This is a genomic window from Polyangium sp. y55x31 (assembly GCF_029946505.1).
Taxonomy (GTDB): domain Bacteria; phylum Myxococcota_A; class Polyangia; order Polyangiales; family Polyangiaceae; genus Polyangium.
In genome coordinates, this window is the sequence record NZ_JARZHG010000010.1 from 247,748 (window position 1) to 273,559 (window position 25,812).

Here is a 25,812-nt window from a genome sequence, read left to right on the forward strand (position 1 = left end):
CGGGGCGGCTGAGGGGGCATCGCTGCTGTCTCGATGGGCAACGTCGTTCGTGGTCTTGCCACGGGCCCGTCGTAGAAACTGCGCATCGCGCAGTTTCTACGCCTTCGGTCCAGGCCGTGCCTGGTCCGGGGTGCAGGGGGCGGACAGCCCCCTGCTGGGGTACGGGGCAACGCCCCGCTCCGCTCCGCGCCCCCTCTCAGCGATGTGCTGGCGCCGTCGGCGCTGCCTTCGGCGGGTGCGGGCTGTCGCCCGACAGAAGCGACAGACCGGCCACGATGGTCCCGATCCCGAGCAGGGCGAGCAGGACGATGAGCAGCGCCGAGCTCTTGCGGGATTCTTCTGGCGCGACCGTGACGGGCAGGACCTCCGGCGGGCGCATGGCCGCATCGCGCACCTCGGCTGGGATGCGATCGGAGATCTCCTTGAGCGAGGAGAGCTTCGGCCGGCGCATCGAGCCTGTGGTCGTGGTCGAACCGAGCGGCCGCGATCCGGGCGATGAGCCGCGCTGCGTGACGAGTGGGAACGAGGTGCGGCTCGTGCGCTCCTCGCCTTCGACGGCGAGCGCGCGCTCGAACTCGTCGGCGAGCTCCTTGGTTGCGGAGAATCGTGCTGTCGGGTCGCGCTGGAGGGCCTTGGCGAAGAAGGAGTCGACAGTGCTCGGCAGGCCGGGCACGAGCGAGGTGACCGGATCGAAACGGCCCTCTTCGATGGCGTTGCCGAAGCCTTCGAGGTTTGCGCCGCTGAAGGGGACGCGGCCGCTGAGCGCGTAATATGCGAGCACTGCGAGGGCCCAGAGGTCGGCGCGGAAATCCACGTCCTTCTGGCCGAAGATCTGCTCTGGGCTCATGAACTCGGGCGAGATCATGTGCGTCGCGTCGCTCGTGGTCCGGCCCATCGAGGAGATGCCTGCGCGGACCGACAGGCCGAGGTCGAGGACCTTCGCCTCGAATTCGCCGTTCTCGCCTTCGGTCAGGAAGACGTTGCCGGGCTTCAAGTTCCGGTGGACGAGGCCGAGGAGGTGCGCTTTGCCGAGGCCCTTGGCGAGCTGCGAGACGAGGCGCACGGCATCTTTCGGGGACATCGGGCCGGTCCGTGCGATGCGGCTGCCGAGGTCTTCCCCTTCGAGCAGCTCCATCACGAGGTACGGCATGCCTGTGCGCGTGAGGCCGTGCTCGAGGATCTGCGCGACGTGTGGGCTCTTGATCTGCCGCGCGGCGACGTCCGCCTCGCGCTGGAAGCGGTGGAGCGGCGAGGAGTTGCGCGACAAGGCGCGCCCCATGAGCTTGACGGCGACTTCCTTGCCGAGGCCCACGTGCTCGGCGACCCAAACCTGGGATTTGCCCTCCTGCCCGAGGTGCCTCGAGAGCCGCAGTTTGGGAGTGATCTGGTCTCCTTCCAACATCTCGCTTCCGTGGCGCGGTCCCCGCGACGTCGGGCACGCCGACGCACGGAGAGGGCTCTCTCACTCGCTCGACGTTACATCACGCAGCGGGCCCAAAGTAAAGAAGCGCGCCCGGGCGCCTTCGGTTTCAAGGGGCGGGCAAGGACACGTCGGCAGGCGCCACCCCCGCGGCGACCGCCGGATAATTGGCGCTTTTTGTGCGGCCGGCGCGTTGCGTCGTGAAAAGCAATGTGTGGCCAGGGCGCACGAGGACGCAGGGTTCGTGCGGTCCGAGTGAGCTGCCGCTGCCGAACACGGGGCTCACGGCGCGCTCGAGGGGCATGGCGCTGCCCGGGTCGAACCGCGCAGCGAGGCCCACGACGGCCCGGCCGAGCGTGTCCCGGGCGGCGTAATACACGCGCAGGATGGGGCGGCCCTCGGACGATCGGACGAGCACGGGCGCGGGCGCGCCGAGCCAGGCGCCATCGTAGGGAGGCTCGGCCCCCTCCCCGGCCGGCGCGGGCGTGAGCGCGGGGCCGTCGCCGACGCGGGTCCAGGTGATGCCGTCGTCGGAGCGCGCTTCGCCGATCCGCGCGGCGTCGCCGGGCCCCGGGACCTCGTAAAAGAGCCGGAACGAGCCGTCGTCGAGCACGACCACGCCCGGGCTGCGCGGCACGGCGCCGGCTTCCCAGCCGGACGCGTCGGGGCCGAGGACGGGACCGGGGATCCGCGCGAAGACGCCGCCGTCGAGGCTCCGCGCGAGGCCGATGCCACCGGCGGCGGCGTAGTACAGGTAGACCTCGTCGCCCACGCGGACGACCGACGGCGCGCCGACGGTACCGCCTTCCCACGGCGCTTCGGGCGTGAGGACGACGAGGGGCATGCGGTCGAAGGAGCGGCCGTCCTCGGCGCCGTAACGGACGATGGCGCGTGGCGGCGCCGTGGGATCGGGGTCCTCGCCCGGCACCTCGGGGGTCATCGAGAAGTAACCGAAGACGGCAGGCGTCGTGGGATCACCGTCGGCGTCGAGGAGGGCGGGATCGCGGGGAAAGGTCTCGTCGTCCTCGAGGGCGTTCGGCGCGGAGCGGAGGTTGCCGAGCTCGCCCGTACGCAGAGCGCGGAACGGGCCTGCGGCGGCGTTCGGCAGGTTCTCCCCGCCGGTCTCGGTGTCGGCGAGCGTGGCGCAGCCGGCCAGGAGCGCGAGGGCGAGGAGGAACGAACCAGCGTGTCCCGTGCGCATCGTTTTGCCCTCAGAACGAGGCGGTGAGCGTGGCGCCGCCCGCGATCATGGTGCCATCGGCCCGGTAGTCTCCGACGAAATCGGCGGGGTTCGCCTTCTGCGTGATGCGCTCGGGCAGCACGGAGAGGGCCACGTGTGTGTCGAGGCGGAGCGCGCCGCGGAGGACGGAGAACGGCGCGTTGAGGACGAGGCCCGCGCCGAGCGAGATCGTGTGCCTGTCGGCGTCGACGAAGTTCGTCGGGCCCTCCTGCGGCGGCACGGGCGAGCGCTCGTAGGCGTAGCCGGCGCGCAACGGGATCTCGACGGCCTTCGCAGGCGCGTCGCGCCCGGACACGCGCCGCTCGGCGCCAAACGCGAGGACGTACTCGACGCCGAGGCGCGGGACGAAGCGGTCCTGGAACGCGGGCGGGACGATCACGACGGGCTTGGGATCCTCGGGCAACTCGACACCGACGCCGGGCGGGGGCTCGGCTTCGAGGTGGGCGGAGGTCCGCGGGGTGGGACTCTCGTAGGCCGACCAGTTCACCCAGCCGAGATCGAAGTTCGCGCGGAGGCGAGGCACGGCCTGGAAGGACAAACCGAGGACGACCTGCTGCGGCTGGAAGGCGTCGAGCGTGCGGGTTTCGAGAGTGTAGCGGAGGGGGACGTCGACGCCGGCGAAGTCGACGATGCCTTCGAGGTTCGCCTGGAGCGCGAGGTCGAGCTTGGTTTGTCCGCGGTAAGCGACGCCGAGGTAGCCGAGGCGGCCGAGTTTTACGCGCGCGCCCGCGATGGGGTAGCGGATGGAGGTGAGATCGGCGTCGACCTCGTGGGAGAGCTGCGAGTCGTAGGGGCTCAAAACATCGGCCTCGCCGCGGATGCCGAATCGGCCGCGCGTGGCGGCGAGGAAGGCGAGGCCGCCGCCGAGCTCGAGCCACGGGAGCGGGCGGACGGCGAGGTGGACCGAGAGGAACAGGATGGTGGGCCGGTCGTTGTAGAGCTCCCAGCGCGGCGTCTCCTGGCGGAGGGCGCGGATGCGGGAGAGGCCGTTGTCCGGGATGTACGTGGCGATGCCGAAGGCGAACGGGAGCGAGAGGATCTTGCCGGGCGCGACGATGCCGGCCATGAGGCCGTGGACGTCGGCGACGTCGTTGTCCTTGCCGTTGATGCGGAGGCGGTTGTCCGCGTAGACGTAGCCGAGCGAGAGCTCGAGCCCGGGCGCGGAGACGAGGCCGGCGGGGTTGTAGAAGCAGCCCGAGAAGTCCGCGGCGTCGGCGGTGACGGCGCCGGAGAGCGCGCCGGCGCGCGAGCCCATGCCGTAGGTGCCGGGCGCGCTGGCTCGCGCCTCGGGAGCTACGAGGAGCCACGCCGCGGCGAGCGCGGGCAGGAGCGAGCGCGCGTGTTTCGACATCAGAACCCGACCCCCACGGTGGCCGCGCCGGCGACGACGACGCCGCTCGTGCGCACGGAAGGCGCGCCGGGATTCGTGGCCGGCACGTCCGCGGCCTTGTCGTGCGCGCGAGGATGGAGGACCTGCACCTGCCCGGCGAGATCGAAGCGCAGGTTCGGGAAAGGCGCGGTGAGCTCGAGCCCGTAGCCGAGGCCGAAGACGCTGCGCGTGTTTTCGTAGATGTTCGCGGTGGACGTCTGCGGCGGCGAGGGCGAGAGCTCGAGGAAGTAGCCGGCGCGGAGCATCATCGAGACGGACTTGTTCGGCGAGAGGACACGCTCGACGCCGAGGCGCGGGACAATCGTGTCCGTGTACCCGAGCGGCGCGGGCACGAGGGCGCCACAAGGCTCCTCGGGCGGCGCGCCGGTGGATGGGTCGATCTCCGGGCAGCGGACGGTGGCCTCGGCGGGCCCGGGATACGCCGACCAGCGCTTGTACGTCGCGCCCGCGGTGACGCGCCACGGGCCGCGAACGCGCGCGACTTCGAGCGCGATCTGCGCTGGATCGTACTGCGCGAGGCCCGAGATGTTCAGCGGTGGCACGACGATCTGGCCGAGATCCTTGACCTCGATGACGACGTTGAAGCGCCCGACGAGCTCGCCGCGGTAGGTGAGCCCGACGCGGTAGGCGCCGCGCTCGTAGCTCGCGCCGACGATGGGGCCGTAGCTCGCGACGAGCGTGTCTTCGACGACCGTGCCGATGCGGCCGGAGGCGTCGGTGGCGACGAGGACAGAGCCGGTGAGCGCCGCGAGTGCCGCGAAGCCGCCGCCGATGCGTACGCCGTAGCCGATGTCGACGCCGAGCCCGACCTGGACCGCGACGGAGGCCGTGCGATCCGCGAGCGGAAACTGCTTCGTCTCGGGGTAGAGGATGCGGCCGCGGACGATGAGGTCGAAGGGCGTGAAGAAGCCGAGGCCGATGGTGATGCGGTCCTTCAAGGCCCCGGCGAACGGCACGGGCAAGACGGCGCCGATGAAGCCGCCCGCGAGTTTGTCGTAGTTCAGGCGCTCGGGCGCGCGGAGGTCGAAGACCGAGCCGAGCAAGCCGATCGTGAGCTCGCGTCGATGCTCGAGGCTGAGGAGCGCGGGGTTCCCCCAGACGGCCTCGAAGCCACGGCCGAGCGCGGCGCCCGTGCCGCCCATCGCCATGGAGCGCGGGCCGAAGCCGTACACGTCCTCGGGCGAGCTCCACGCATCGCCGGCAGGCAGCGCCGTGAGGGCGGCCGAAGCGACGGCGAGCAGGAGGGCGCGGCAGCGGGCCATGCGGGCGCGACGGTAGACCCATGCACGGCGGGAAGGAAGAGGGCGCGGAGGCCGAGATGCGCGGGTTCGATGCTCAGCGCTCAGCGACGAACCGGTCCGCTCTCCTCTTCGGCCTCGACGAACACGTCGTCGAGCGAGCTCGCGACGTAGGAGCGTTTCGCCCACCGGGACAAGGTCGCGCCGCCCGCGGTCGCGACGCGCGCCTGCATGGCCTCCGAGAGCTCGCCGAAGCGCTCGCGCAGGATTTCGAGGAGCATCTCGCGGCGGCCCTCTTCGCGGCCTTCCTCGCGGCCCCTCTCCTCCGCGTCTTGCTTGATCGCCAGGATCTCCGGGTTCCCCTTGCGCTCGAGCGCCCGCGCGGCCTCGCGCTCCGCGACCGCGCCGTCGAGCAGCGCGCGCACCTGGATCGGCCGTATGAAACAGGGATCCTCGATCATCCCGTCGAGGTCGAGCGGCACGAACGCGGCCTTCTCGCGTGACCACTCGCAGACCTCGCCGCGCTTGACGTGGATCGCGAACACGCGGCGGACGCCTCGCAGAGCGAGGTCCTCGGCCTTCTCGCGCGCCACGCCCGGCGCCTGCTCGTTCACGATCTCGAACGAGACCTCTTCGAGGTGCCTCCTGCCCGTCGTGGGATCCGTGCCGTCGCGACGGATCGACAGGTCCGTCGCGAAGTTCGAGCCCTCCGAGACCCGCGTGAGCAGATCGATCGAGGCGCGATACCCCTCGCGGACGTGCAAACGGATCACGGCGCCGAGGTTCGCGTGCGCGTCACCGTGGGGCTCGAGCGCGGGCTGGGCGATGATCTTCCGGCCGCGTATCATCTCGTCGCGCGTTTTTTCGGGCACGACGACGTGTTGATCGACCGGCGGGAACCTGCGAGGCGGATCGGCGGGAGGGAACGAGAGCGCGGCCCCACCCCGGGCGGACGGCGCGAGTATCATCGACGGGCCATCACGCTTCGGATCCATCATCGACACAGAGGGTAGCAGGATCCGCGGAGGATGGGGAGAACGAGAGGAGTGCGTCCAGGGTCCCGCTCGACTAGAACGACGCCGCCGTGCCCATCGCCCTCCAGGCCATTCTCCCCGACGAGCTCGCCCGCGCTTGCAACATCGACGTGACGGACGCGCGGCGGATCGTCTCGATCGTGCATCGAACGGGCGGTTTGCCCGAGCGCTCGCCCGCGACGATCCGGCGCGCCGCGCTCGACGCCGCCCGGGAAGTCGGGCACGTGCCCACGATCCACATGGAGAGCCGCGCCGCGAGCGCGATCGATCCGTTCGTCAAGTACGCCTTCCGCCTGCCCGATGGGGCCGTCATCGAGACCGTACGCATCCCCCTCGAGCACCCGGGTCGCTTCTCCGTCTGCGTGTCCTCGCAGGTCGGCTGCGCGCTCGCGTGCGCGTTCTGCGCGACGGGGCGCATGGGCCTCGGCCGCAACCTCGAGCCGTGGGAGATCGTCGAGCAGGTGCGGCGCGTGCGCGAGGAGCTCGCGAAGGATCCGCCGGCAAACCTCGTCGCCGACGGGATCCGCCCCCGCGTGCACGGCGTGCTCTTCCAGGGCATGGGCGAGCCCATGGCGAACATCGAGCGCGTGATCCACGCGATCCGCGTGATGAGCGAGCCGAGCGCGCTCGCCATCGACATGCGCAACATCACGGTGTGCACCTCGGGCTTGCCGACCGGGATCCGCACGCTGCTCCGGGAGGTGCCCGCGGTGCGGCTCGGCGTCTCGCTCGGATCGGCGCGGCCGGGGCAGCGGCGCGCGCTCATGCCCATCGAGGGCGCACATCCGCTCGAAGAAGTGCTCACGGCCGCAGGAGAGCACGCGCGGGCGACGGGGCGATCGCCGATGTTCGCGTACACGCTGCTCGCCGGTCGGAACGATTCGGACGAGGATGCCGCGGCGCTCGCGGATCTCTGCTTGTCTTTCGCCGCCGCGCACGGACAGAGGCCGCGGCTCAGCTTGATCCCTTACAACGCGATCACGGACGGCACCGAGCCGGATCCGTTCCAGCCTTCGACCCGCCTCGAGGCCTTCCGCGCGGTCCTGCTCGGGCGCAGGGTGGGCACGATCGTGCGGTATTCGGGCGGGGGCGATGTGGGGGCGGCGTGTGGTCAGCTCGCGCGGCCGCTCCTGAGGGGGGTTCGGGGGCGTAGCTCGGCTCGACCGAGCGAAGCCCCCGAGCGTTGACCAGGCCGGAAGGCGTCTCCCGGTGGATTCCGAACCCACGGCGCGCTAGCTTGCTCGCGTGTTCGGATTGAGCTTCGGCGAGATGGTCGTGGTCGTGCTCGTGGCCATCGTGGTGGTGGGCCCACGGCACCTGCCGAGCATGATGCGGACGGCTGGCCAGTGGGTCACGCGCATCCGCCGCATGAGCACGGATCTCCGCGCGCAGAGCGGCATCGACCAGCTCCTCCGCGAAGAAGGCATCGACCGCAGCATCCAGGAGATCCGGGCGCTCTCGAACGTGAACGTGCTCGACGGCCTGGAGAGGCTCGCCGTCCCGACAGCCGCCAAGGCCGCCACGAGTTCGCCCGGGACAGCGGCTGCGACCACGACCGCGACGGCCGCTGCGGCGAGCGCTCCTCTGCCGAGCGAAGAGCAGGTCGAGATCCTCCGCGAGCGCGAGTATCCGCTGGTCGGCTGCGACGCGTACGACGCGCTCCCCGACGACGCGGCCCCGTACGGCAATGGAGAGCCCGAGCCCCTCGCCCACCATCCGCTGGGTGTCGTGGCGACCGACGATCCGACGAGCCGGGTCGTCACGAAGGAGCCGAGCGCGGCGTCATGAGTGATTCCAAGGCGAAGGCGGTCAAGGACGCGGCGCCCGCTCCGGTCGAGGACGAAGAGGGCGCTCCCATGACGTTCTGGGAGCACCTCGACGAGCTCCGCAAGCGCCTGGTCTATTGCTTCGTCGCGTTCCTGATCTGCTGCGTGCTCACCTGGGAGTACCGCGATCCCCTGCTCGACATCATCTCGCGGCCGTTCAAGGGCGCGTGGACGGCGCAGGGCCTGCCGAACCAGGCGACCTTGCACTTCGAGTCGCCCCAGGCCGCGTTCATCGCGTACTTCCAGCTCTCGCTGCTCGGCTCGATCGTGCTCAGCGCGCCGGTCATCTTCTACCAGCTCTGGGCCTTCGTCGCGCCCGGGCTCTACGCGCGCGAAAAACGCTTCGTGATCCCCTTCGTGCTCTCGGCGTCGGGGCTCTTCGCGGGCGGCTGTTATTTCGGCTGGCGCGTCGCCTTCCCCATCACGTTCAACTACTTCCTCGGCCTCTCCGGCACCGTCGGCGGCGGCCAGGGCGTGACGATCACGCCCACCATCATGATGGGCGAGTACATCGACTTCGTGACGCGGATGCTGCTCGCGTTCGGGATCGTCTTCGAGATCCCGCTGCTCATCTTGTTCCTGTCGCTCGCGGGCGTCGTCAATTACTTGCAGCTCATCCGATTCGGCCGCTGGTTCGTCCTGCTCTCGTTCATCATCGCGGCCGTCGTCACGCCGCCCGACATCACGAGCCAGATCGTCATGGCCGTGCCGATGCTCGTCCTCTACCTGCTCTCGATCGGCCTCGCCTTCGTCTTCGGCAAGAAGCCGACGGAGGCCCAGCGCGAGGCGTACCGGAAGAGCAAAGAGAAGAAGCCGGCCTAGAAATACCGCTCGATCAGTGGGCGTACGGCTCGCCGCGCAGGATCGTCATCGCGCGGTAGATCTGCTCCACGAGCACGAGCCGCGCGAGCCTGTGCGGGAACGTCAGCGTCGAGAGGCTCAGCCGATCGTGCGCGGCGCGCGACGTCTCCGGGGGGATGCCGTCCGCGCCGCCGATCAGGAACGAGACCACGCCCTTGCCACGGGATCCGGCGAGCTCGATCGTCCGGGCGAACGAGGGGCTGTCGAGCGCGCGTCCCATGACCTCGAGCGCGATCGTCGTCGAGCCCTCGGTCTTCTTCGCGAAGAGCGGCGCGAGGCGCGCGGGCGGCGCGTCCTCGAGCTCGATCTCGTCACAAGGCACGTACCTTCGGACACGGCCGAGGTAGTCGTCGAGCGCCGCGCGAAGCGGTTTGTCCTTCACGCGGCCCACGGCGACGACGACGATGCGCATACGATCCGGCTCTACTCTTCCTCGCTCCGATCCTCGTCTTCTTCGTCGTCCGCCGGTTCGTCGTCACCGAACCCCTCGCCCGCGTCCGCTTGCGCGCGGTTCACCGGCGATGCGGCGGGCCGCGCGCCCGGCTCGCCTTCGGGCACGGCCACGCGGCTCGCGTCCATCCAGAGGCCCTCGATGTCGTAGAGCTGCCGCGCGTCCTCCTGGAAGACGTGCACGACGACGTCGCCGTAGTCGAGCAGCACCCACGTGGCCGCGGACATGCCCTCGACCGAGATCGGCGCGATCTTCTTCTTGCCGAGCTCCTCCTCGATCCCCTGCGCGATCGAGCCGACGTGCCGATCACTGCGGCCCGTCATGAGCACCAGGAAATCCGCGTAATCGACGCGCCCTCGCACGTCGAGGATCTCCACGCCGAGCGCCTTCTTGTCGAGGCCGGCGGTCGCCACAGCGACGGCGAGCTCGCGCGCCGGCGAGGCCGTCTCGGGCACGGGCGCCTTGCGTCCGGCCGCTCGCTTCGGGGCCGCGAGCGGCGCCTTCTTCACGCCGGGCGCAGCCTTGCCGCGGAGCTCGCCTTCCGCCTTGCGCCGCGGCAGCCCCGGCCGCTTCGCCGTCTTTTCGGCCCCGGACGCGCGCACCGCCTGCCCGCTCGCATGCGAGGCGCGCAGCTTCGGCCGGGCCGACTTCTTCGCCGCCTTCACCGCCGCCTTCACCACGGAAGGCGCCACGTGCGTGTCCCGCTCGCCCGGATCCACGTCGCGCGCCGGACGCGTCGCGCCCGTCTTCGTCGTCTTCGTCGTCTTCGTCGCCGTCGTCTTGCTGCGAGCCGGCTTGGGCGACTCGCCCCCGCCGTCCGATCGCTTCTTCGTTGCCAAGTTTTACCTCACTCCGGGATTACCGAATTTGCCCCTCGCCGAAGACGATCCACTTCTTCGCGGTGAGGCTCTCGAGCCCCATCGGTCCATACGCATGGAGCTTCGTCGTCGAGATACCGATCTCCGCGCCGAGGCCGAGCTCGCCGCCGTCGTTGAAGCGCGTGGACGCGTTGACGAGCACGCAGCTCGCGTCGACGGCCCGGGAGAAACGCTGCGCCCGCTCGTAGCTCCGCGTGCAGATCGCCTCGGTGTGGTTCGAGCCGTACTGCGCGATGTGATCGAGCGCCTCGTCGAGCGAGCCGACGATCCGGACCGCGAGGATCGGGGCGAGGAACTCCTGCCCGAAATCCTCGGGAGACGCGGGCTTGGCCGACGGGATCACCGCGCGCGTCGCCTGATCGCCGCGGATCTCGAGCCCCTGCGCCCCGAGCTTTCCGACGCGCGGCAAGAACGCGAGCGCCACGCTCTCGTGCACGAGCAAGCACTCGAGCGCGTTGCAGACGCCGGGCCGGCTGAGCTTGCCGTTCTCCACGAGCCGGAGCGCCATGTTGAGATCGGCGCCCTCGTCGACGTAGAGGTGACAAACCCCCTTGTAGTGCTGGATGACCGGCACGCGGGCGTGCTCGGTCACGAAGCGGATGAGCCCCTCGCCGCCACGCGGGATCACGAGATCGATCATCCCCGCGAGCCCCACGAGCTCGCGGATCCCCTCGCGATCGCCGGGCGGCACGATCAACACGGCGTCCGCAGGCAAGCCCGTGGACGCGATCGCGTTCCGGACGAGCTCGCCGAGCGCCTCGTTCGATCGCGACGCTTCCTTGCCGCCGCGCAGGAGCACGGCGTTGCCGCTCTTCAAGCAGAGCGCGGCCGCGTCCACGGTCACGTTCGGGCGCGCCTCGTAGATCATCGCGATCACGCCGAGCGGGATGCGCACCTGGCCGACGCTGAGGCCGTTCGGGCGCTGCTTCATGCCGAGCACCTCGCCCACCGGATCGTCGAACGAGGCGATCTGCGTGACGGCCGCGGCGATGCCGAGGATGCGTTGTTCGTCGAGGATCAACCGATCGACGAGCGCGGTGGCGAGCCCCGCGATACGCGCGGCCTCGATGTCCTTGGCGTTCGCGATGCGCAGGGGCGAGCCCTCTGCGGCCTGGGCGCGCAGCGCCTCCGCGATCGCGATGAGCGCGCGATCCTTGGCCTCGCGCGACGCGGTCGAAAGCGTACGCGCGGCCTTTCGGGCGCGCTTTGCGAGCTCCACGAGCTCTTCGGTTCGGATTGCGGTGCTCTCCACGGCGTCGAAACCTAACGCGGCTGCCCGCACAAGGCCAAGGGCGTGCTAGCGTGGGCTCGTGTCGGCTCGCCCGCGCGGTGTCCCCGCCTGGTTCCTGCTCCTGCCCTTGGCCCTGCCCGCGTGGCTCGGCTGCGGCTCCCACGAAGACGAGGGGCCGGCGAGCGCCGCGCCCGCAGCGACGATGATCCCGATGGGCGCGCCGGGCGCCGAGGGCGCCCGATACGACCCGGCCCCGGAGGAGCCTCCCCCCAAACCCTCCGATCTGCGCCAGAAAATCGACGGTTCGCCCGATACGCCCGCGCCCCCGAGCCCGTTCGGCCTGCCGCCCGAGAACGAGCACGAAGGCCCTGTGACCCCGCCGCCGCCTCCTCCGCCGAGCATGAAGAGGAAGGGGACCAAAATATGAGGACCTGGTTCGTCCCCGCGCTCGCGTCGCTCGTTTTCATCGCGGGCGCCTGCAGCAGCCCGCCGAAGCCGAAGCCGCTGCCCGGAGGCCCGCCGCCCGAGTACGAGGCGCCGCGGAGCTTCGAGCTCCCCGGGACCCAAACGCCCCCGCCGGAAGCCCCTGCCCCGACGGATCCGCCGCCGCCGCCTTAGAAGGTGCTCCACAGCGTCGCGCCGGGGTTTCACCCCGGACCCGACGAGGGGCTGTCCACCCCTCGACCCGGACCAGGGCCAGCCCTGGACCTTTCGGGGAAGAACTGCGCGATGCGCAGTTCTTCCCACAGGCCGGTGCCAAGACCAGAAACACCGTTGCCCGTCAAGCCGTCTTGATGGGCAGGGTCGTGCGGGTCTTGAATCGGCCTGGTCGATGAACTGCGCATCGCGCAGTTCATCGAACCCGGGTCCAGCGCTTGCGCTGGTTCGGGTCGAGGGGCGAACAGCCCCCGCGGGGTCCGGGGCAGCGCCCCGGCGCGACGTCCCCACGATGGATGAGACCAACGCTAAGCGCGTTGCGCGTCGGCCCCGCGTCCGCGACGGCTGGGGGACGGGGACACGAGGGACGTTCCTCTGGCCTGGACCGGCGAGACCCTCGGCGCGACGCCGCCCTCGATGCAAAGGAGCGAGCGCTCGGGGATCTCCTGCCAGGCGCCCTCGTGCGGGGCTTCCGACGCAATGCGGACGACGTCCGCCTCGGAGGAGAGGTACAAGCTCCGGCCGAAGCGATGGGCATAAAGCACGTCCCCATCACTCAAAAGGAAATTGACGGCGCCGAACCGGGGCCTGTCCGTCGCGGCGTCGAGGGCCCGGGCGATCGCGCGCTGGGTCGCGCCGCTTTGCGCGTGCCTGCTTCCGTGCGTGGCGCCGACCTCGTCGAGCGTGGTCATCAGGAAGGCGAAGAATCGTTCGCTATCCGTGTCCCCCGTGATTTCCCGCCTGCGCGATTGCGAGGTGCGCCGGTCGAGCCACGCGACGTCCGAGATGGTGCCATTGTGCGCGAAGACCCAGGCGTCCCTGCGGAACGGATGGGTATTGGCGAGGTTGGTTTTTCCGACCGTGGCTTTGCGGACGTGGGCGAGGACGACACGGCCGCGGGCGTTCGAGGCCATCGTGCGGAACATCGGGTCCGCGTGGGCGCAGGTGGGGCTTTTGTGGATCGCCCAGCTTTTCCCGTCGTGGGCGGCGATCCCCCACCCGTGCGGGTGCTCAGGCGAGAGCGCCGCGAGGCTTTTGGGGGCCGTGGCGAGGGGCTCGGGGTGAGGTTCGACGTGCCTGGAAACGACGCCGAAGAGGCGACACATCGGGGCAGATGATAGCGGAGGGCGCGAGGACGGGCCAGCTTGTGCGGGAGAAACGGTTACGGACGGGCGCGCGCGGCGGGGGCTCGATCTGCTAGGATCCGCGGCGGTACCATGGACGCTGCTCGGAAGGTCGCGACGTACGAGGATCTTCTGGCTCTGCCCGAGGACCGGAAAGCCGAGATCATCGGGGGAAGCTTGGTGATGCTTCCGTCGCCGCGCCCCCGACATTCGAACGTACAGCGAGCGCTGGGAAGGTTCGTCGGCGGACCGTTCCATGACGATGACGGCTTCGGCGGCCCCGGCGGCTGGTGGATCTTCCTCGACGTGGACGTCGCACTGAGCCGGCACGACATCGTACGCCCCGACCTCGTCGGCGTCCGTCGCGAACGGCTGCCCGATCCGGATGTCCTCCCGATCCCGGTCGTCCCGGACTGGATCTGCGAAGTGCTGTCGCCCTCGAACGAGCCGCACGATCGAGTGACCAAGAAAAACCTTTACGCGCGACATGGCGTGCGCTGGTACTGGATCGTGGATCCGGCCGAGCGCATTCTGGAGGTCTTCGAACTGCGCGACGGTCTGTGGGTGAACATCGCGTCGTACGACGAACACGCGACGGCCCGAATCCCGCCCTTCGAAGCCGTCGAGCTGCCGATGCCGCGAATCTTCCTGCCGCGCTCGCCGAGCAGCGAAGCGACCTGATCCGGCCGCCTCAGACGATCGTCAACCCGCCATCGGCCACGAAGCTCGCTCCGTGGCAATAACTCGAATCGTCCGAGGCGAGAAACAGCGCGAGCTTCGCCATTTCCTCATTGGTAGCAAGACGCCTGGCGGGGATCATCTGCAGATAGCCCGCCCGCAGCGCCTCGGCGTGACCGGGGGCCATTTGCTCGGTGAACGAGAACATCATGCGGTTTTCGACGCCGCCCGGCACCATCGTATTGACCCGGATGTTCCGGGGCGCGAGCTCCACCGCCGCCGTGCGCGCGAGCGCGATCAGCGCCGCCTTGCTCGCCGAATACGCGGAGCTGCCTGGGAACGAGTTGAGGGCCCCCGTCGACGACGTCACCACGATGCTCCCGCCGCCCCGCGCAAGCATGCTCGGAACGACCTTTTGCATGCCGAGGAACGTACCCCGCACGTGAATCGCGTGGAGGTCGTCGAGCACCGAGACGTCGAGGTCCACGAGCGGCGCGACCTTCCCCTCGTACCCCGCATTCGCGAAGAGGACGTCGACCCCGCCGAACGCCTGGATCGCCGCGTCGACGTACCGCTCGGTATCTTCGGCCTTCCGGACGTCGGCCACGACAGCGCGTGTCCGCGCCGGATCACACCCCTCAGCAGCCTGCCGCAGCCGCTCCTCGTCGCGACCGACCAGCACGAGCTTGGCCCCCTCGCGTGAAAAAAGCGCGGCCGTCGCCGCCCCGATGCCCCCCGAAGCCCCCGTGATGATAGCAACTTTGTCTGTCAGCTTCCCCATGGGCGCGACACGCTACCAATTCCCTCCTCGTTTTACCAGCGCGATGAGCGGCCCACCGTTTCGTCGTGAACGCCCTCACGGCCGAGGAGCTGCGTCCTTTGTTTCGACCTCGAACCGCGAATCCCCCTCGAACACCCATTCCAGCGCGGAACGTGTCGTGTCCGCGACCGGCCCATCATATCGGTGTCCCACGTCCGCGCTTTTCGCGATCTTCGTCTCGACGCCTGCCTTTTCCAGTCGCGACGCCGCCCACCGCGCATCCGCGGCGCACCCGCTCTGCGAGCACACGAACAGCACGCGCGCGCCTTCGATCTTCGCGAACGCGCTCACGACCTCGGGCTTCCAGGCCGCGTGTCCGCCCTCGATCAACACGAGCCGCGGCGAACGCTCGGGGCGCCGTCCGGCGATGGCGACGCCCTGGATCGCGCCCAGGGAAAACCCCGCATGGACGACCGGTCCCGGATCGACGAAATCGGGATATGCCGCCGAAAGCGCCGCGAGGCCGGCGTCGATCTCGCGCTCCAGCGTGGCATTGTTTTCGTAGGTAAAACGTATGTCGTCGGGGGAAGGAGAATCGGGCCTACGCTCGCCGCGCGGGCAGAGGACGAAGACACGATTCGCGCGCGCGCCGAGGAGCGAGCGCCAGACGTCGCATTGCCACTCGGGTCGGTCGTAATTGCCGTGCGCCGCGATGATCACGGGCCTTTTGGACGTGGCGCCGAGGGGAAGCGAGACGACGGCGGTGGGATGGCCCGGAATGGGCAGATCGACGATGGCAGAGGCGGACGTGAGGGCGGGTGCGGGCGCAGAAGCGGGTGCGCAAGCGGAGGCAGGAGCGGAAGCGGAGGCGGGTGCGGGAGCGGAAGCGAGCGCGGACGCAGCAGCGGGCACGGACGCGGGTGGGCTCTCGCAGGCCGAAACGGTCGGCACGCAGAAGAGCAACGCCACGAAGTCCGCGCGATCCATACAAACCCCAGCCTACACCGCGATGATACCCTCACCCCTCGTGATCCGGCCCGGCTCGCTCGTCCTCCCCGCCCTGCTCCTCGCCCTCCCCGCTTGCTCCCGCAGCGACGCCCCGGCCGATGCCTCACCGCCCCCCATCGTCTCCTCGCGGCCCGCGCCCCCGCCCCGCCCGGCCGGTCCCGCCGAGCTCGCCCTCGTCGCCCCGCTCGCGCCCGGCAGCGCGCTCGACGGTTTTACGGTGCGCGAAATCCTCGCCGTTCAGGACGGCGTCCTCACCCTCGTTTGCGCAAAAGATCGGGCCGTCGTGCGCCTCTCCGTCGCGCTCGCCGCGGACGGCGGACCCACGCCGCCCGCCGTCGCCGGGAAATACGCGGTCTTCTACTCGGCGCGCGGCAGCGATCCGGCGGACGGCGAGCGGCTCGCCAAGGCCCTCGCTGCCATCCTGGAGAAACATCCCGACGTCGCCGTTCCGCCGGGGATGACCTCGTTCGTCCCGACGCCCATTCCCATCTAGCCCCTTCTCCCCCTCTCCGGCTCGCCGCCTCCCGCGAAAAGTGCTAGCGCGGCGACCATGCTCACTGGCCGACGGGACCTCGTCCTGATCCTGGATTTCGGTTCGCAATACACCCAGCTCATCGCCCGCCGGATCCGCGAGGCCTCGGTGTACTGCGAGGTCTACCGCTACGACCTGCCGATCGAGCGCATCCGCGAGCTCGCCCCCCGCGGCATCATCCTCTCGGGCGGACCGTCGAGCGTCTACGGCGACGGCGCCCCGCAAATCGAAGCCGAGCTCTTCTCCGTCGGCATCCCGATCCTCGGCATCTGCTACGGCATGCAGCTCCTCTCGCACCTGCTCGGCGGCAAGGTCGAGCGCGGCGCCGAGGGCGAGTACGGGCCCGCGCTCGTCCGCACGACCCGCGCTGCCGGCGTCTTCGGCCGCTTTCGCGACGGCGACGTCCTCGACGTCTGGATGAGCCACGGCGACAAGGTCGTCGAGCCCCCGCCCGGCTTCTCCACGCTCGGCACCACCGACACCACCCCGTTCGCCGCGATCGCCGACGACGAGCGCCGCATCTACGGCTTGCAGTTCCACCCCGAAGTGGCGCACACGCGCCGCGGCAAGGACCTGCTCGAAGCCTTCCTCTTCGACGTCTGCGGCCTCGAGCCCACGTGGACCCCGGCCTCGTTCGTCGAGGAGTCGGTCGAGGCGATCCGGCAGAAGGTCGGCCCCGACGCGAGCGCCGTGTGTGGCCTCTCGGGCGGCGTCGACTCCTCGGTCGCGGCGATCCTCTGCCACCGCGCGCTCGGCGACCGGCTCGTCTGCATCTTCGTCGACAACGGCCTCCTCCGAAAAGACGAGGCCCAGCAGGTCGTGAAGATGTTCGGCGACCACTACCACCTGCGGCTCGTGCACGTGGACGCGCGCAAGCGCTTCCTCGACGCGCTCTCCGGCGTCACGGATCCCGAGCAGAAGCGCAAGACGATCGGCCGCGTCTTCATCGAGGTCTTCGAGGAGGAGGCGAAGAAGATCGAGGATTGCCGCTTCCTCGTGCAGGGCACGCTCTACCCGGACGTGATCGAGAGCGTCTCGGCGAAGGGCCCGAGCGCGGTGATCAAGAGCCACCACAACGTCGGCGGTTTGCCCGAGCGCATGAAGCTCGGCCTCGTCGAGCCGCTGCGCGAGCTCTTCAAGGACGAGGTGCGCGCGGTCGGCGCGACGATGGGCATCCCGCACCACCTGCTCTGGCGACACCCCTTCCCTGGACCGGGCCTCGCCGTGCGTTGCCTCGGCCCGCTCACGGAGGAGCGCTTGCACGTCTTGCGCGAGGCCGACGCGATCTTCGAGGAGGAGATCCGCGAGGCGGGGCTCTACGACAAGATCTGGCAGAGCTTCTGCGTGCTCTTGCCCGTGCGCACCGTCGGCGTGATGGGCGACGAGCGCACGTACGACGAGGTGATCGCGCTGCGCGCCGTGGAGTCGAAGGACGGCATGACGGCCGACTGGTCGCGCATCCCGCACGAGGTGCTCGGACGAACGAGCGCGCGGATCATCAACGAGGTCCGCGGCGTGAACCGCGTCGTGTACGATGTCTCGTCGAAGCCTCCGGCCACGATCGAGTGGGAATGATGGAAACGAGCGCGAAACGCGGCTTTCTTGCGGCCCTCGTCAGCGGGTCTTTTCTCGTGGCCGCGTGCGCGCCGAGCGCGCCGGCCACGGTCTCCTTGCGGGTGAAGGGCAACGCCCCGGACGCGTCGGTGACGATCGACGACATGTACATCGGGGCACTCGCGTTCGTGGCGAAGCGCGGCGTCGCCCTGCCCCCAGGCAAGCACCGGATCACCGTGGAGAAGCCGGGCTTTTTTCCGTGGGACAAGCTCGTCGAGGCCCGCGAGGGGGATCCGCCGATCCGCCTCGAGGTGGATCTCGTGAAGATCCCGGACTGATCCTGGGCCGTTCGGGCAAGAAGGACTTGACTCTGCGGGATGTTTCGCTACCGTCCCGCGCTCCCCGAGGACAGACATGGCGAACACCCCGAAGTGGAACATCCGGTTGCGGCACGAGTGGCTCTCCACGCCGCTGAAGAAGAAGCGGATCAAGCGCGGCCAGAAGGCGCGTATTGGCCTGCTGGACGCCGAGGCGCGGAAGAAGACCAAGGCCGAGAAGGCCCCGAAGACCGAACAGGCGTCCTGACCGGACGTTCGGACCTCTCGCCGGCACGCGCGGAAGCCCCGCGCGTACGCTGACCCGAGACGAAAAGGCGTCGCCCTTCGCCCACAACGGCAGGGGTAGACGCCTTTTTCCGTCCGTAAGGCCTCGCATTTTGGCATGCTGGCGCCGGTCGCCGTCGCCCGGTTCACGGCCACGGCCCAGAACGACGCACGCGCGTCGGGGTTCTAGATGAGCGATACCAGCGAGGCCCTGCGTGAATCCGAGGAGCGTTACCGCACGCTCTTCGAACAGGCGCCCGTCGGCGTGTTCCTGTACGACCGGGACCTCCGGCTCACCACGTGGAACGCGCGCTTCGTGCAGCTCCTGCAGACGACGAACGAGCGGCTCACGTCCCTCGACATGCACGGGCTGCGCGATCGCGCCGTGCTCCCCGCGATCGAGGGCGCCCTCGCAGGCAAGTCGAGCACGTACGAGGGCCGCTACCAGGCGACCACGAGCGACGCCGTCGTATGGGTCTCGATGCGCCTTTGCCCGCTCCGGAACGCGAGCGGCGTCGTCATCGGCGGCATGGGCGTGGTCGAGGACCTCACCGAGCGACGCCGCGCGCTCGCCGCCCTGCTCGACAGCGAGCAACGCCACGCGCTCTACGTCAAGCGCAGCCCTCTCGGCGCGATCGTGTGGAACACGCGCTTCGAGGTGCTCGAGTGGAATCCGTCGGCGACGCGGATCTTCGGCTACACCGAGGAGGAAGCGCTCGGCAAACGCGAGCCGGGCTTCCTCGTACCCGCGCAGGAGTGGGCAAACGTCCGCGCCCTCTGGGAGAAGCTGCTCCGCCGTGAGGGCGGCGAACGGAGCGTCAACGAGAACCTCCGCAAAGACGGCCGCACGATCAGCTGCGAGTGGTACAATACGCCGCTCGTCGACGCGCAGGGCGAGGTGATCGGCGTCGCGGCCCTCGTCGAGGACGTGACCGAGAAGCAGGCCGCGGAGGAGGCGCTGAAGCGATCGGAGGCGCGGTTCCGCGCGCTGATCGAGCATGCGCCCGACGCGATCGGCGTGGTGCGTCAAGGCCGGTGGATCTACGCGAACCCGGCGCTCGTCACGTACCTCGGCTACGAGCGCGCCGGCGAGCTCATCGGGCGCCTCGCGCGGGACTCGGTGCACCCCGAGGATCGCCCCACGCAGGAGTCCAACCACGCCGATCTCGAGCGTGGCACGTCGGTCTCGCCGCAGGAGTACCGGCTGCTCCGTCGTGATGGCTCCATCGTGCACGCCGAGGTCGTGAGCTTGCACGTCGACTACGACGGCGCGCCGGCGATCCTCGGCGTCGCGCGTGATCTGACCGAGCGCAAGCAGATGCAAGCGCGCCTCGTGCAAGCCGAGCGCATGGCCGCGGTCGGCACGCTCGCGGCCGGGGTGGCGCACGAGATCAACAGCCCCCTCGCCTACGTGCTCACGCAGCTCACGGTGGCGACCGCAGAAGCGCTGCCCGTGTTGAAGCAACGCGTCGAAGCCCTGGAGCGCGCCGCGGATCTCACGCCCGGCGAGATCACGCAGCTCGCCCTGGAGCTCGAGGCTTCGATCGACGGCGCGCGCGAGGCGGCCGAACGCATGCGCAGCATCGTGCGCGACCTGCGAACGTTCTCCCGCGCGGACGACGGCGAGATCGCGCCGACCGACGTGCGCCGCGTGCTCGACGCCTCGCTCAACATGGTCTTCGGCGAGATCCGCCATCGCGCGCGTCTCGTGAAGCAGTACGACGAAGTGCCGCTCGTCGACGCCAACGAAGCGCGGCTCGGTCAGGTCTTCGTGAACCTGCTCGTCAACGCGGCCCAGGCGCTGCCCGAAGGAAACGCGGCTGCGAACCTGATCCGGCTGCGCACCTACGTCGGCGACGCGGGCCGCGTGGTCGTCGAGGTGATGGACTCGGGGCCAGGCATCCCCGACGACGTCAAGGCGAAGATCTTCGATCCCTTCTTCACGACGAAGCCCGCCGGCGTGGGCACGGGCCTCGGGTTGTGGATCTGCCAGGGAATCGTCACGCGCCTCGGTGGCACGATCGAGCTTGCATCGAGGCCCGGCGAGACGATCTTTCGTGTCGTGCTCCCGCCCGGCGCCGCGGCCGGAAAACCCGTCGACGGCGCGCGCGCGATCCGCGCCGACGAGCCGAACCTCGCCCAGAAGCCAGCCATGAAGCCGAAGCCCCCCGAGGCCAAGCCCCGCCGCGGCCGCGTGCTCGTGATCGACGACGAGGCGCCGCTCGCGAACGCGCTCAAGATGTTCCTCGCCGACGAGCATGACGTCGTCGTCTCGACGAGCGGCCGCGACGCGCTCGCGTTGCTCGAAAAGGACCCGTCGTTCGACGCGATCCTCTGCGACCTGATGATGCCCGACGTGACGGGCGTGGACGTGCACGAAGCGCTGCGTGAGCGCGCGCCGGACGTGGCCGCGCGCCTCGTCTTCGTGACGGGCGGCGCCTTCACACCGCGGATGCGCGCGTTCCTCGAGGAAGTGCGAAACCCTCAGCTCGAGAAGCCTTTCGACCTCCCGAAGCTCCGGGCGCTCCTGCGTCAGCTCGTTTCGGCGCGCTGACTCAGCGCGGACCGCGCGCCGCGAACCAGTCGCGGTAGTGCTGGTACAGCGTCGCGTACCGCACGTAGGTCTCGCGATCCGCTGCGAAGCGGCGCTGCCAGGCCTCGGTCTCGGTCGTGTGCGCCGTGTCCGAGAGCCCGTACTTCGCGCGGATCTCGCCGAGCGCGGCGGGGTTGACCGCGATCTCCGCGGCGAAGGCCGCGTACCGTTCGAGGCTGAGCTGCGGGCCCGAAGCGATCGCGGGGAAGCCCGCGAGCGTCATCGGCTGCGGCACCGTCGGCGGCAGCGGAACGGGCGTCGGGCGCTGCGAGTACGAGGAGCTCGACACCGGCGCCCCGGTGCTCGCGGGTCCAGCCGCGGCCGGCGATCCGGGCGCCGGCGGATATCCGTACCCCGCGGGTTGCTGCGGCTGCGGCGGCGACTGCGGCGGCGGGGTTGCGGCGAACGGCTTGGGAGGCGGCGGCGCGGGCGGCGGAAGGACCGCGGCCTGCAGGCCCGGCGACGACGGCTTGGGAGGAGGCGGCGGCGGCAGCGGCGCGGGCGGCCCGGCCTGGAACGGGAGCGCGGGCCTGCTCGGCGTCGCCGGCACCGGCTGCGTCTGCCGCGCCGGAAGTGGATCCGGAATCGTCGCGACGCGCGGCCGCATCGGCGGCGCGTGCTCGTCCGGCACCTTCACGCCCGGCGCGCTCTCTCGCGGCGGCGGCGGCGGCTTCACGGCGGGCGCGCCGATCGCCGTCGGCGCTGGCGGCGTCGGGCCCTCGCCGGCCGCTGCTGCGGCGGCGGCCCTTCGCGCGCGGAGCCTCGCGAGGAGCTGCTCCGGATCGGCCGTCGGCAACATGGGCACCGTGTCCATGAGCCCGAGCGGCACCGAGTGCGCGCGCGGCGGCGTCGGCTCGTCCTCACCGCCACCGGGGCGCGCCTTGCGGGCCTCGATGGCTCGCGACCGCGCTTCGAAGGCTGCCTTGTAGCGTGCCTCCAGCGCGTTGCGCGTCGCCTCTGGCTCACGCGACATACGCTCCATCCAGGCGTTGCGGCTCACGCCCCACGCCTCGGCGGAGAGCGCCTCGACGCGCAAAACCTCCTCGAGGGGCGTCCCAGCCTCGACCTCCGCACATAACGCGGCGAATCGTTCGAGCTCGATTTCCGGTTCCATCACGTCGGGGCGCCCGTGAGCGCTCGGCAGACCATACGCCGGCTGTGGTCCGAGGTCGAGAGCGCCGCGCGACGTTTCAGCACGTTGCCGACGACTGGTCTTGCCACCCGTCCGTCAAACCGTGGTACTAAGCGAGGTAGAAACGATGAACTCGAGTCTCCGCACCTTCCTCGGTCTTGCCCTCTTCGTCGCCCCCCTCTCGGCGGGCTGTGCCTCTCGCACGGCGCCCTTCGATCAGATGGACCAGGCGCAAATCACCGTGCTGCGCCTGACCGCGCCGCCGCCGCCCCCCACGGTGGCGGCCACGACGCCGGGCGCGTTGCCGGGCATCCCGGGCCTGCCCATCCCGCCCGAGATGCAGGCCGCGGGGCAGCAGCTCCTCCAGGGCCTGAACCAGGCGGCTCCGGGCCTCATCCCGCCGGGCCTGCTCCCGGGTGGCCAGACGCAGCAGCCGGCGCCCGCGCAGCAGCAGGTTCCGCTCTGGAACGGCCTCGCGATCGTGGCCCAGACGCCCGTGACGAACGAGGACATGAAGAACGACCTCCTCGACCTCTTCGGCGACGAGGACAGCTTCCAGGCCGGCGCGAACAATTGCACGACGGCGCCTGGCATGGGCGTCTCGTTCGTTCGTCCGGGCCAGCCGAACGTCGACCTCGTCGTGTGGTTCACCTGCTCCAAGGCCGCCGGCGTCACGCCCTTCACGCTCCCCTACGGCAAGGACATGCTCACGGGCGAGTCGCACCAGAAGCTGAGCACGATCTACCAGGCGCTCTTCGGCATGGCCGTTCCCCCCGGCTCCTGATCTCTGCGCCTCCGAGGGCCTCGCTCCTGCGGGGCCCTCCACACGCTCTCCCCCGGCAAGCCCTGATCTTCGGGAACGCCTCGAACGGCCATTCCACGCGTTCGTGGCGGAGAATGCGGCCTGGATGCTAGGATGACGCATCGGCGCCGTGTTTGCGGCGCTCGCCGGGCCTTCCGATGACCCAAACCGAAAAGCTCTCCCCAGGGATGGTGCTCGGGCGCTACGAGCTGCTCTTGCCGATCGCACAGGGGGGCATGGCCACGGTATGGGCGGCGCGGCAAAAGGGCTCGCGCGGGTTTCAGAAGACGGTGGCCATCAAGACGATGCTCCCGTCGCTCTCGGACGACCCGCAGTTCGAGCAGATGTTCCTCGACGAGGCCTCGCTCGCGGCGCGCATCCATCACCCGAACGTCGCGGAGATCCTCGACGTCGGCGAGCAGGACGAGACGATCTACATCGTCATGGAGTGGGTCGACGGCGAGGCGCTCAGCGTCGTCACGAAGACCGCCAAGCGCAGCGACGTCCCCTTCCCGCAGCGCATCGCGCTCCGCATCGTCCGCCAGGCCTGCGCGGGCCTGCACGCCGCGCACGAGCTGCGCGACGACCAGGACCAGCACCTCAACCTCGTGCACCGCGACGTCTCGCCGCAGAACATCCTCGTCTCGTACGACGGCATCGTGAAGCTCGTCGATTTCGGCGTGGCGAAGGCCCTCGGCCGCGCGGGCGGCGAGACGACGGCCGGGCAGCTCAAGGGCAAAGTGCCGTACATGTCGCCCGAGCAGGCCCTCGGGCAGAAGATCGATCGGCGTACCGACGTCTTCGCGATGGGCATCGTGCTCTACCGGCTCACGACGGGCGTCCACCCGTTCCTCGGCGAGAACGATCTCGCGACGATGAAGAACATCATCTCGCGCCCGCTCCTGCCGCCGCGCATGAAAAACCCGAGCTTCCCCGTCGAGCTCGAGCGTGTGCTGCTCACCTGCCTGAAGAAGGATCCGAACGAGCGCTACCAGACGATGCTGGAGCTCGACGCGGCGCTCGAGCGTGTGCTCGCCTTGTCCGGCGCTTCGGTCGTCGACGACGACATCGGCGCGTTCACGCGCTCGGTGATGGGCGATCGGGGCCAGAAGCGACGCGCCGCGCTGCGTGACGCGGTGCGCGCTGCCGACGAGCGCGCCGCGGGCATCGGGATGTCGCCGGGCGCCGCGCAGCCGCAGGTGCACGAGGCGGTCTCGGACATCGCGATCACGAGGATGAACTCGGCGCTCACGAGCTTCCCGACGAGCATGCCGCGGAACTCCTCGACCTCGATCATCCCGCCGTCGTCCGAATCGTACGCGGGCGGAGCAATGTCGGGTTCGCTCGTGCCGTCGATGCCGCGTCAGAACAAGCGCGCGGCGTTTTTCATGGCCGTCGGCGCGGTGACCGCGCTCTCGCTCGCGGGCACGTTCATGTTCCTGCGCACCACGATGGATTCGCGCGCGGCCGCGGGAAACGGCGCAAGCAACGTGGCGCCCACGCCGCCGAGCCCACCCGCGCCCACGCAGGCGCCGACGCCCGTGGCCGTGCAGACCGCCGCGGCCACGCCGCCCACGGTGAGCACGGGCGGAGGCACGGTCCTCGACATCAACGATCTTCCGTCCGCCGACACGAAACCCGAAACGACGACCAAGCGCGACGACAAACCCGCGACCACGACGAAAGGCACGGGCCCGACGAAGCCCGCGGCCACGGCGGTCGCGACGACCAAGCCCACCGGGGCGCCAGCGAGCACGACGTGGGTACCCAAAGTCACGGATCCCGGCTTCTGAGCAAGGGCAAGTCGCACGACTGGCCCCGCGATCTCGCGGTGGTCGGCCTCTGCGCCGCCATCGTGGTGATCGGATCCGCCGCGCGCAGCGAGGACGAGGGCGCGGCCGCGAAGAACACGGAGACGTCCGCGTCCGCCGCCCCCACGCTCACCCTGTCGCCGCTTCCGAACGGCGCGCCCGGAAAGCCCGCTGCGCTCGTCTCGGAGGCCGCGCCTCGCAGCGGCTGCGACTTCCCGGACGACGGCTTCGGCGACTACCTCGGCTGGCGACCGCTCCCGCTCGGCCGCATCCTCGTCCCTTCGAGCCTCACCGTTCCGCCCGACGGCGGCTTCGATCTGCTCGTCCACTTCCACGGCACCGAGCCCGTCCGCAAGCAGCTCGCGCCCCTCGGCCTCGGCCTCGTGATCGCCGGCCTCGACACGGGCACGCTGTCGAGCGGCTACAAGAGCGCGTTCGAATCCGAAGGCACGTTCGACGCGATGCTCTCGGCGATCAGCCGCGAGGTCGCGCTCGCCACGAAAAACCCTGCTGCTCGCCCGCGCAGCATCGTCCTCTCGTCGTGGAGCGCGGGCTACGGCGCGATCTCGCGGATCCTCGCGGGAGGCCGCGACGACGTCGACGCCGTCATCCTGCTCGACTCGCTCTACGCGAGTTACACGCCCGGCGCGAAGATGCCCGATCCCACGGAGCTCGCGCCCTTCTCGTCTTTCGCGCGCGCCGCGGCGAACGGCGGACCCCTCCTCTTCGTCACGCACACGGCCGTCCCCACGCCCGACTACGCCTCCACGCTGGAGACGGGGACGTTCCTCCTGCGCGAGATCGGCGCCGACGTCCCGGCCACGCCGCCTGCGCAGGATCCGTTCGGCCTCTCGCGCGCTCACGATCAGAACCACTTCTTCCTCCGCGGATACGCGGGCTCGGACGGCGACGCGCACTGCGGCCAGCTCCGGCTCCTGCCCGACATCCTCCGGGATCACGTCCTCTCCGCGTCCCGCCCGTAGGAGCCCA

The 25,812-nt window shown here is 70.2% G+C and carries 26 protein-coding genes; 14 read left to right on the forward strand and 12 right to left on the reverse strand.

The window, feature by feature from the left end:
- Positions 1-196: 196 nt before the first annotated feature.
- From QHF84_RS20185 to QHF84_RS20205, 5 genes are all read right to left on the reverse strand, one after another.
- Positions 197-1,402, reverse strand: a complete 1,206-nt coding sequence (locus QHF84_RS20185; protein ID WP_281314971.1) for a serine/threonine-protein kinase — start codon at positions 1,400-1,402, stop codon at positions 197-199.
- A gap of 127 nt (positions 1,403-1,529) precedes the next feature.
- Positions 1,530-2,621, reverse strand: coding sequence for a hypothetical protein (locus QHF84_RS20190; RefSeq protein WP_281314972.1), 1,092 nt, complete (start codon positions 2,619-2,621; stop codon positions 1,530-1,532).
- Positions 2,622-2,631: 10 nt separating this feature from the next.
- Positions 2,632-4,011 (reverse strand): hypothetical protein, encoded by a 1,380-nt coding sequence (locus QHF84_RS20195; RefSeq protein ID WP_281314973.1) that lies wholly within the window; start codon positions 4,009-4,011, stop codon positions 2,632-2,634.
- On the reverse strand, positions 4,011-5,312 hold the full coding sequence (locus QHF84_RS20200; RefSeq protein ID WP_281314974.1) for a hypothetical protein: 1,302 nt from the start codon (positions 5,310-5,312) through the stop codon (positions 4,011-4,013). Before QHF84_RS20200 ends, QHF84_RS20195 begins: the two co-directional genes overlap by 1 nt.
- Before the next feature lie 80 nt (positions 5,313-5,392).
- Complete coding sequence (locus tag QHF84_RS20205; RefSeq protein ID WP_281314975.1) at positions 5,393-6,286, reverse strand: hypothetical protein; 894 nt, start codon at positions 6,284-6,286, stop codon at positions 5,393-5,395.
- A gap of 86 nt (positions 6,287-6,372) precedes the next feature.
- Between QHF84_RS20205 and QHF84_RS20210 the strand changes: the two genes are divergently transcribed.
- The 3 genes from QHF84_RS20210 to tatC are packed head-to-tail and all read left to right on the forward strand — an operon-like array spanning position 6,373 to position 8,970.
- On the forward strand, positions 6,373-7,509 hold the full coding sequence (locus tag QHF84_RS20210; protein WP_281314976.1) for a radical SAM protein: 1,137 nt from the start codon (positions 6,373-6,375) through the stop codon (positions 7,507-7,509).
- A 58-nt stretch (positions 7,510-7,567) separates the two neighbouring features.
- Positions 7,568-8,110: a Sec-independent protein translocase protein TatB gene (gene tatB / locus QHF84_RS20215; protein ID WP_281314977.1), complete on the forward strand. Its 543-nt coding sequence runs from the start codon at positions 7,568-7,570 to the stop codon at positions 8,108-8,110.
- Positions 8,107-8,970 carry a twin-arginine translocase subunit TatC gene (gene tatC / locus QHF84_RS20220; protein ID WP_281314978.1) on the forward strand — a complete coding sequence of 288 codons (864 nt, stop codon included), beginning with the start codon at positions 8,107-8,109 and terminating at the stop codon, positions 8,968-8,970. The genes tatB and tatC overlap by 4 nt, the downstream gene beginning before the upstream one ends.
- A gap of 13 nt (positions 8,971-8,983) precedes the next feature.
- On the opposite strand, the gene QHF84_RS20225 is transcribed toward tatC, so the two are convergent.
- From QHF84_RS20225 to QHF84_RS20235, 3 genes are read right to left on the reverse strand one after another with little or no spacing between them, the layout of a single operon-like run.
- Positions 8,984-9,421 carry a 23S rRNA (pseudouridine(1915)-N(3))-methyltransferase RlmH gene (locus QHF84_RS20225; protein WP_281314979.1) on the reverse strand — a complete coding sequence of 146 codons (438 nt, stop codon included), beginning with the start codon at positions 9,419-9,421 and terminating at the stop codon, positions 8,984-8,986.
- Between the two features lie 11 nt (positions 9,422-9,432).
- Positions 9,433-10,299, reverse strand: coding sequence for a ribosome silencing factor (gene rsfS, locus QHF84_RS20230; protein WP_281314980.1), 867 nt, complete (start codon positions 10,297-10,299; stop codon positions 9,433-9,435).
- Between the two features lie 19 nt (positions 10,300-10,318).
- Complete coding sequence (locus tag QHF84_RS20235; protein WP_281314981.1) at positions 10,319-11,590, reverse strand: glutamate-5-semialdehyde dehydrogenase; 1,272 nt, start codon at positions 11,588-11,590, stop codon at positions 10,319-10,321.
- 58 nt (positions 11,591-11,648) lie between these two features.
- Here QHF84_RS20235 and QHF84_RS20240 point away from each other — a divergent pair, with 58 nt between their 5' ends.
- Both QHF84_RS20240 and QHF84_RS20245 read left to right on the forward strand, forming a co-directional pair.
- Positions 11,649-11,996, forward strand: coding sequence for a hypothetical protein (locus QHF84_RS20240; RefSeq protein ID WP_281314982.1), 348 nt, complete (start codon positions 11,649-11,651; stop codon positions 11,994-11,996).
- The gene (locus QHF84_RS20245; RefSeq protein ID WP_281314983.1) at positions 11,993-12,187 is read left to right on the forward strand and encodes a hypothetical protein; all 195 of its coding nucleotides are present in this window, start codon (positions 11,993-11,995) and stop codon (positions 12,185-12,187) included. The genes QHF84_RS20240 and QHF84_RS20245 overlap by 4 nt, the downstream gene beginning before the upstream one ends.
- Before the next feature lie 347 nt (positions 12,188-12,534).
- Here QHF84_RS20245 and QHF84_RS20250 read toward each other — a convergent pair whose 3' ends face one another.
- Positions 12,535-13,560 carry a class II glutamine amidotransferase gene (locus QHF84_RS20250; protein ID WP_348652865.1) on the reverse strand — a complete coding sequence of 342 codons (1,026 nt, stop codon included), beginning with the start codon at positions 13,558-13,560 and terminating at the stop codon, positions 12,535-12,537.
- Here QHF84_RS20250 and QHF84_RS20255 point away from each other — a divergent pair.
- Positions 13,444-14,031: a Uma2 family endonuclease gene (locus QHF84_RS20255; protein WP_281314985.1), complete on the forward strand. Its 588-nt coding sequence runs from the start codon at positions 13,444-13,446 to the stop codon at positions 14,029-14,031. The two genes, QHF84_RS20250 and QHF84_RS20255, sit on opposite strands and share 117 nt — an antisense overlap.
- A 10-nt stretch (positions 14,032-14,041) precedes the next feature.
- Here QHF84_RS20255 and QHF84_RS20260 read toward each other — a convergent pair whose 3' ends face one another.
- A complete protein-coding gene (locus tag QHF84_RS20260; RefSeq protein ID WP_281314986.1) occupies positions 14,042-14,809 on the reverse strand; it encodes a glucose 1-dehydrogenase in 768 nt (255 codons plus the stop codon).
- A gap of 75 nt (positions 14,810-14,884) precedes the next feature.
- Positions 14,885-15,775 carry a hypothetical protein gene (locus QHF84_RS20265; protein ID WP_281314987.1) on the reverse strand — a complete coding sequence of 297 codons (891 nt, stop codon included), beginning with the start codon at positions 15,773-15,775 and terminating at the stop codon, positions 14,885-14,887.
- Between the two features lie 22 nt (positions 15,776-15,797).
- Here QHF84_RS20265 and QHF84_RS20270 point away from each other — a divergent pair, with 22 nt between their 5' ends.
- The 5 genes from QHF84_RS20270 to QHF84_RS20290 all read left to right on the forward strand — a co-directional run bounded on the left by QHF84_RS20270 (position 15,798) and on the right by QHF84_RS20290 (position 21,038).
- Complete coding sequence (locus tag QHF84_RS20270) at positions 15,798-16,289, forward strand: hypothetical protein (RefSeq protein WP_281314988.1); 492 nt, start codon at positions 15,798-15,800, stop codon at positions 16,287-16,289.
- Positions 16,290-16,346: 57 nt separating this feature from the next.
- Entirely contained in the window at positions 16,347-17,903 is a 1,557-nt protein-coding gene (gene guaA, locus QHF84_RS20275; RefSeq protein ID WP_281314989.1) for a glutamine-hydrolyzing GMP synthase, read from the forward strand.
- Positions 17,900-18,220 (forward strand): PEGA domain-containing protein, encoded by a 321-nt coding sequence (locus tag QHF84_RS20280; RefSeq protein ID WP_281314990.1) that lies wholly within the window; start codon positions 17,900-17,902, stop codon positions 18,218-18,220. The genes guaA and QHF84_RS20280 overlap by 4 nt, the downstream gene beginning before the upstream one ends.
- A 76-nt stretch (positions 18,221-18,296) precedes the next feature.
- Positions 18,297-18,467 carry a hypothetical protein gene (locus QHF84_RS20285; protein WP_272424098.1) on the forward strand — a complete coding sequence of 57 codons (171 nt, stop codon included), beginning with the start codon at positions 18,297-18,299 and terminating at the stop codon, positions 18,465-18,467.
- A 207-nt stretch (positions 18,468-18,674) separates the two neighbouring features.
- Positions 18,675-21,038, forward strand: a complete 2,364-nt coding sequence (locus tag QHF84_RS20290; protein ID WP_281314991.1) for a PAS domain S-box protein — start codon at positions 18,675-18,677, stop codon at positions 21,036-21,038.
- A 1-nt stretch (position 21,039) separates the two neighbouring features.
- On the opposite strand, the gene QHF84_RS20295 is transcribed toward QHF84_RS20290, so the two are convergent.
- On the reverse strand, positions 21,040-22,194 hold the full coding sequence (locus tag QHF84_RS20295; RefSeq protein WP_281314992.1) for a hypothetical protein: 1,155 nt from the start codon (positions 22,192-22,194) through the stop codon (positions 21,040-21,042).
- Positions 22,195-22,336: 142 nt separating this feature from the next.
- Between QHF84_RS20295 and QHF84_RS20300 the strand changes: the two genes are divergently transcribed.
- From QHF84_RS20300 to QHF84_RS20310, 3 genes are all read left to right on the forward strand, one after another.
- Positions 22,337-22,993 carry a hypothetical protein gene (locus tag QHF84_RS20300; RefSeq protein WP_281314993.1) on the forward strand — a complete coding sequence of 219 codons (657 nt, stop codon included), beginning with the start codon at positions 22,337-22,339 and terminating at the stop codon, positions 22,991-22,993.
- 176 nt (positions 22,994-23,169) lie between these two features.
- On the forward strand, positions 23,170-24,804 hold the full coding sequence (locus tag QHF84_RS20305) for a serine/threonine-protein kinase (RefSeq protein ID WP_281314994.1): 1,635 nt from the start codon (positions 23,170-23,172) through the stop codon (positions 24,802-24,804).
- Entirely contained in the window at positions 24,771-25,805 is a 1,035-nt protein-coding gene (locus QHF84_RS20310; protein ID WP_281314995.1) for a hypothetical protein, read from the forward strand. Before QHF84_RS20305 ends, QHF84_RS20310 begins: the two co-directional genes overlap by 34 nt.
- Positions 25,806-25,812: the final 7 nt, after the last annotated feature.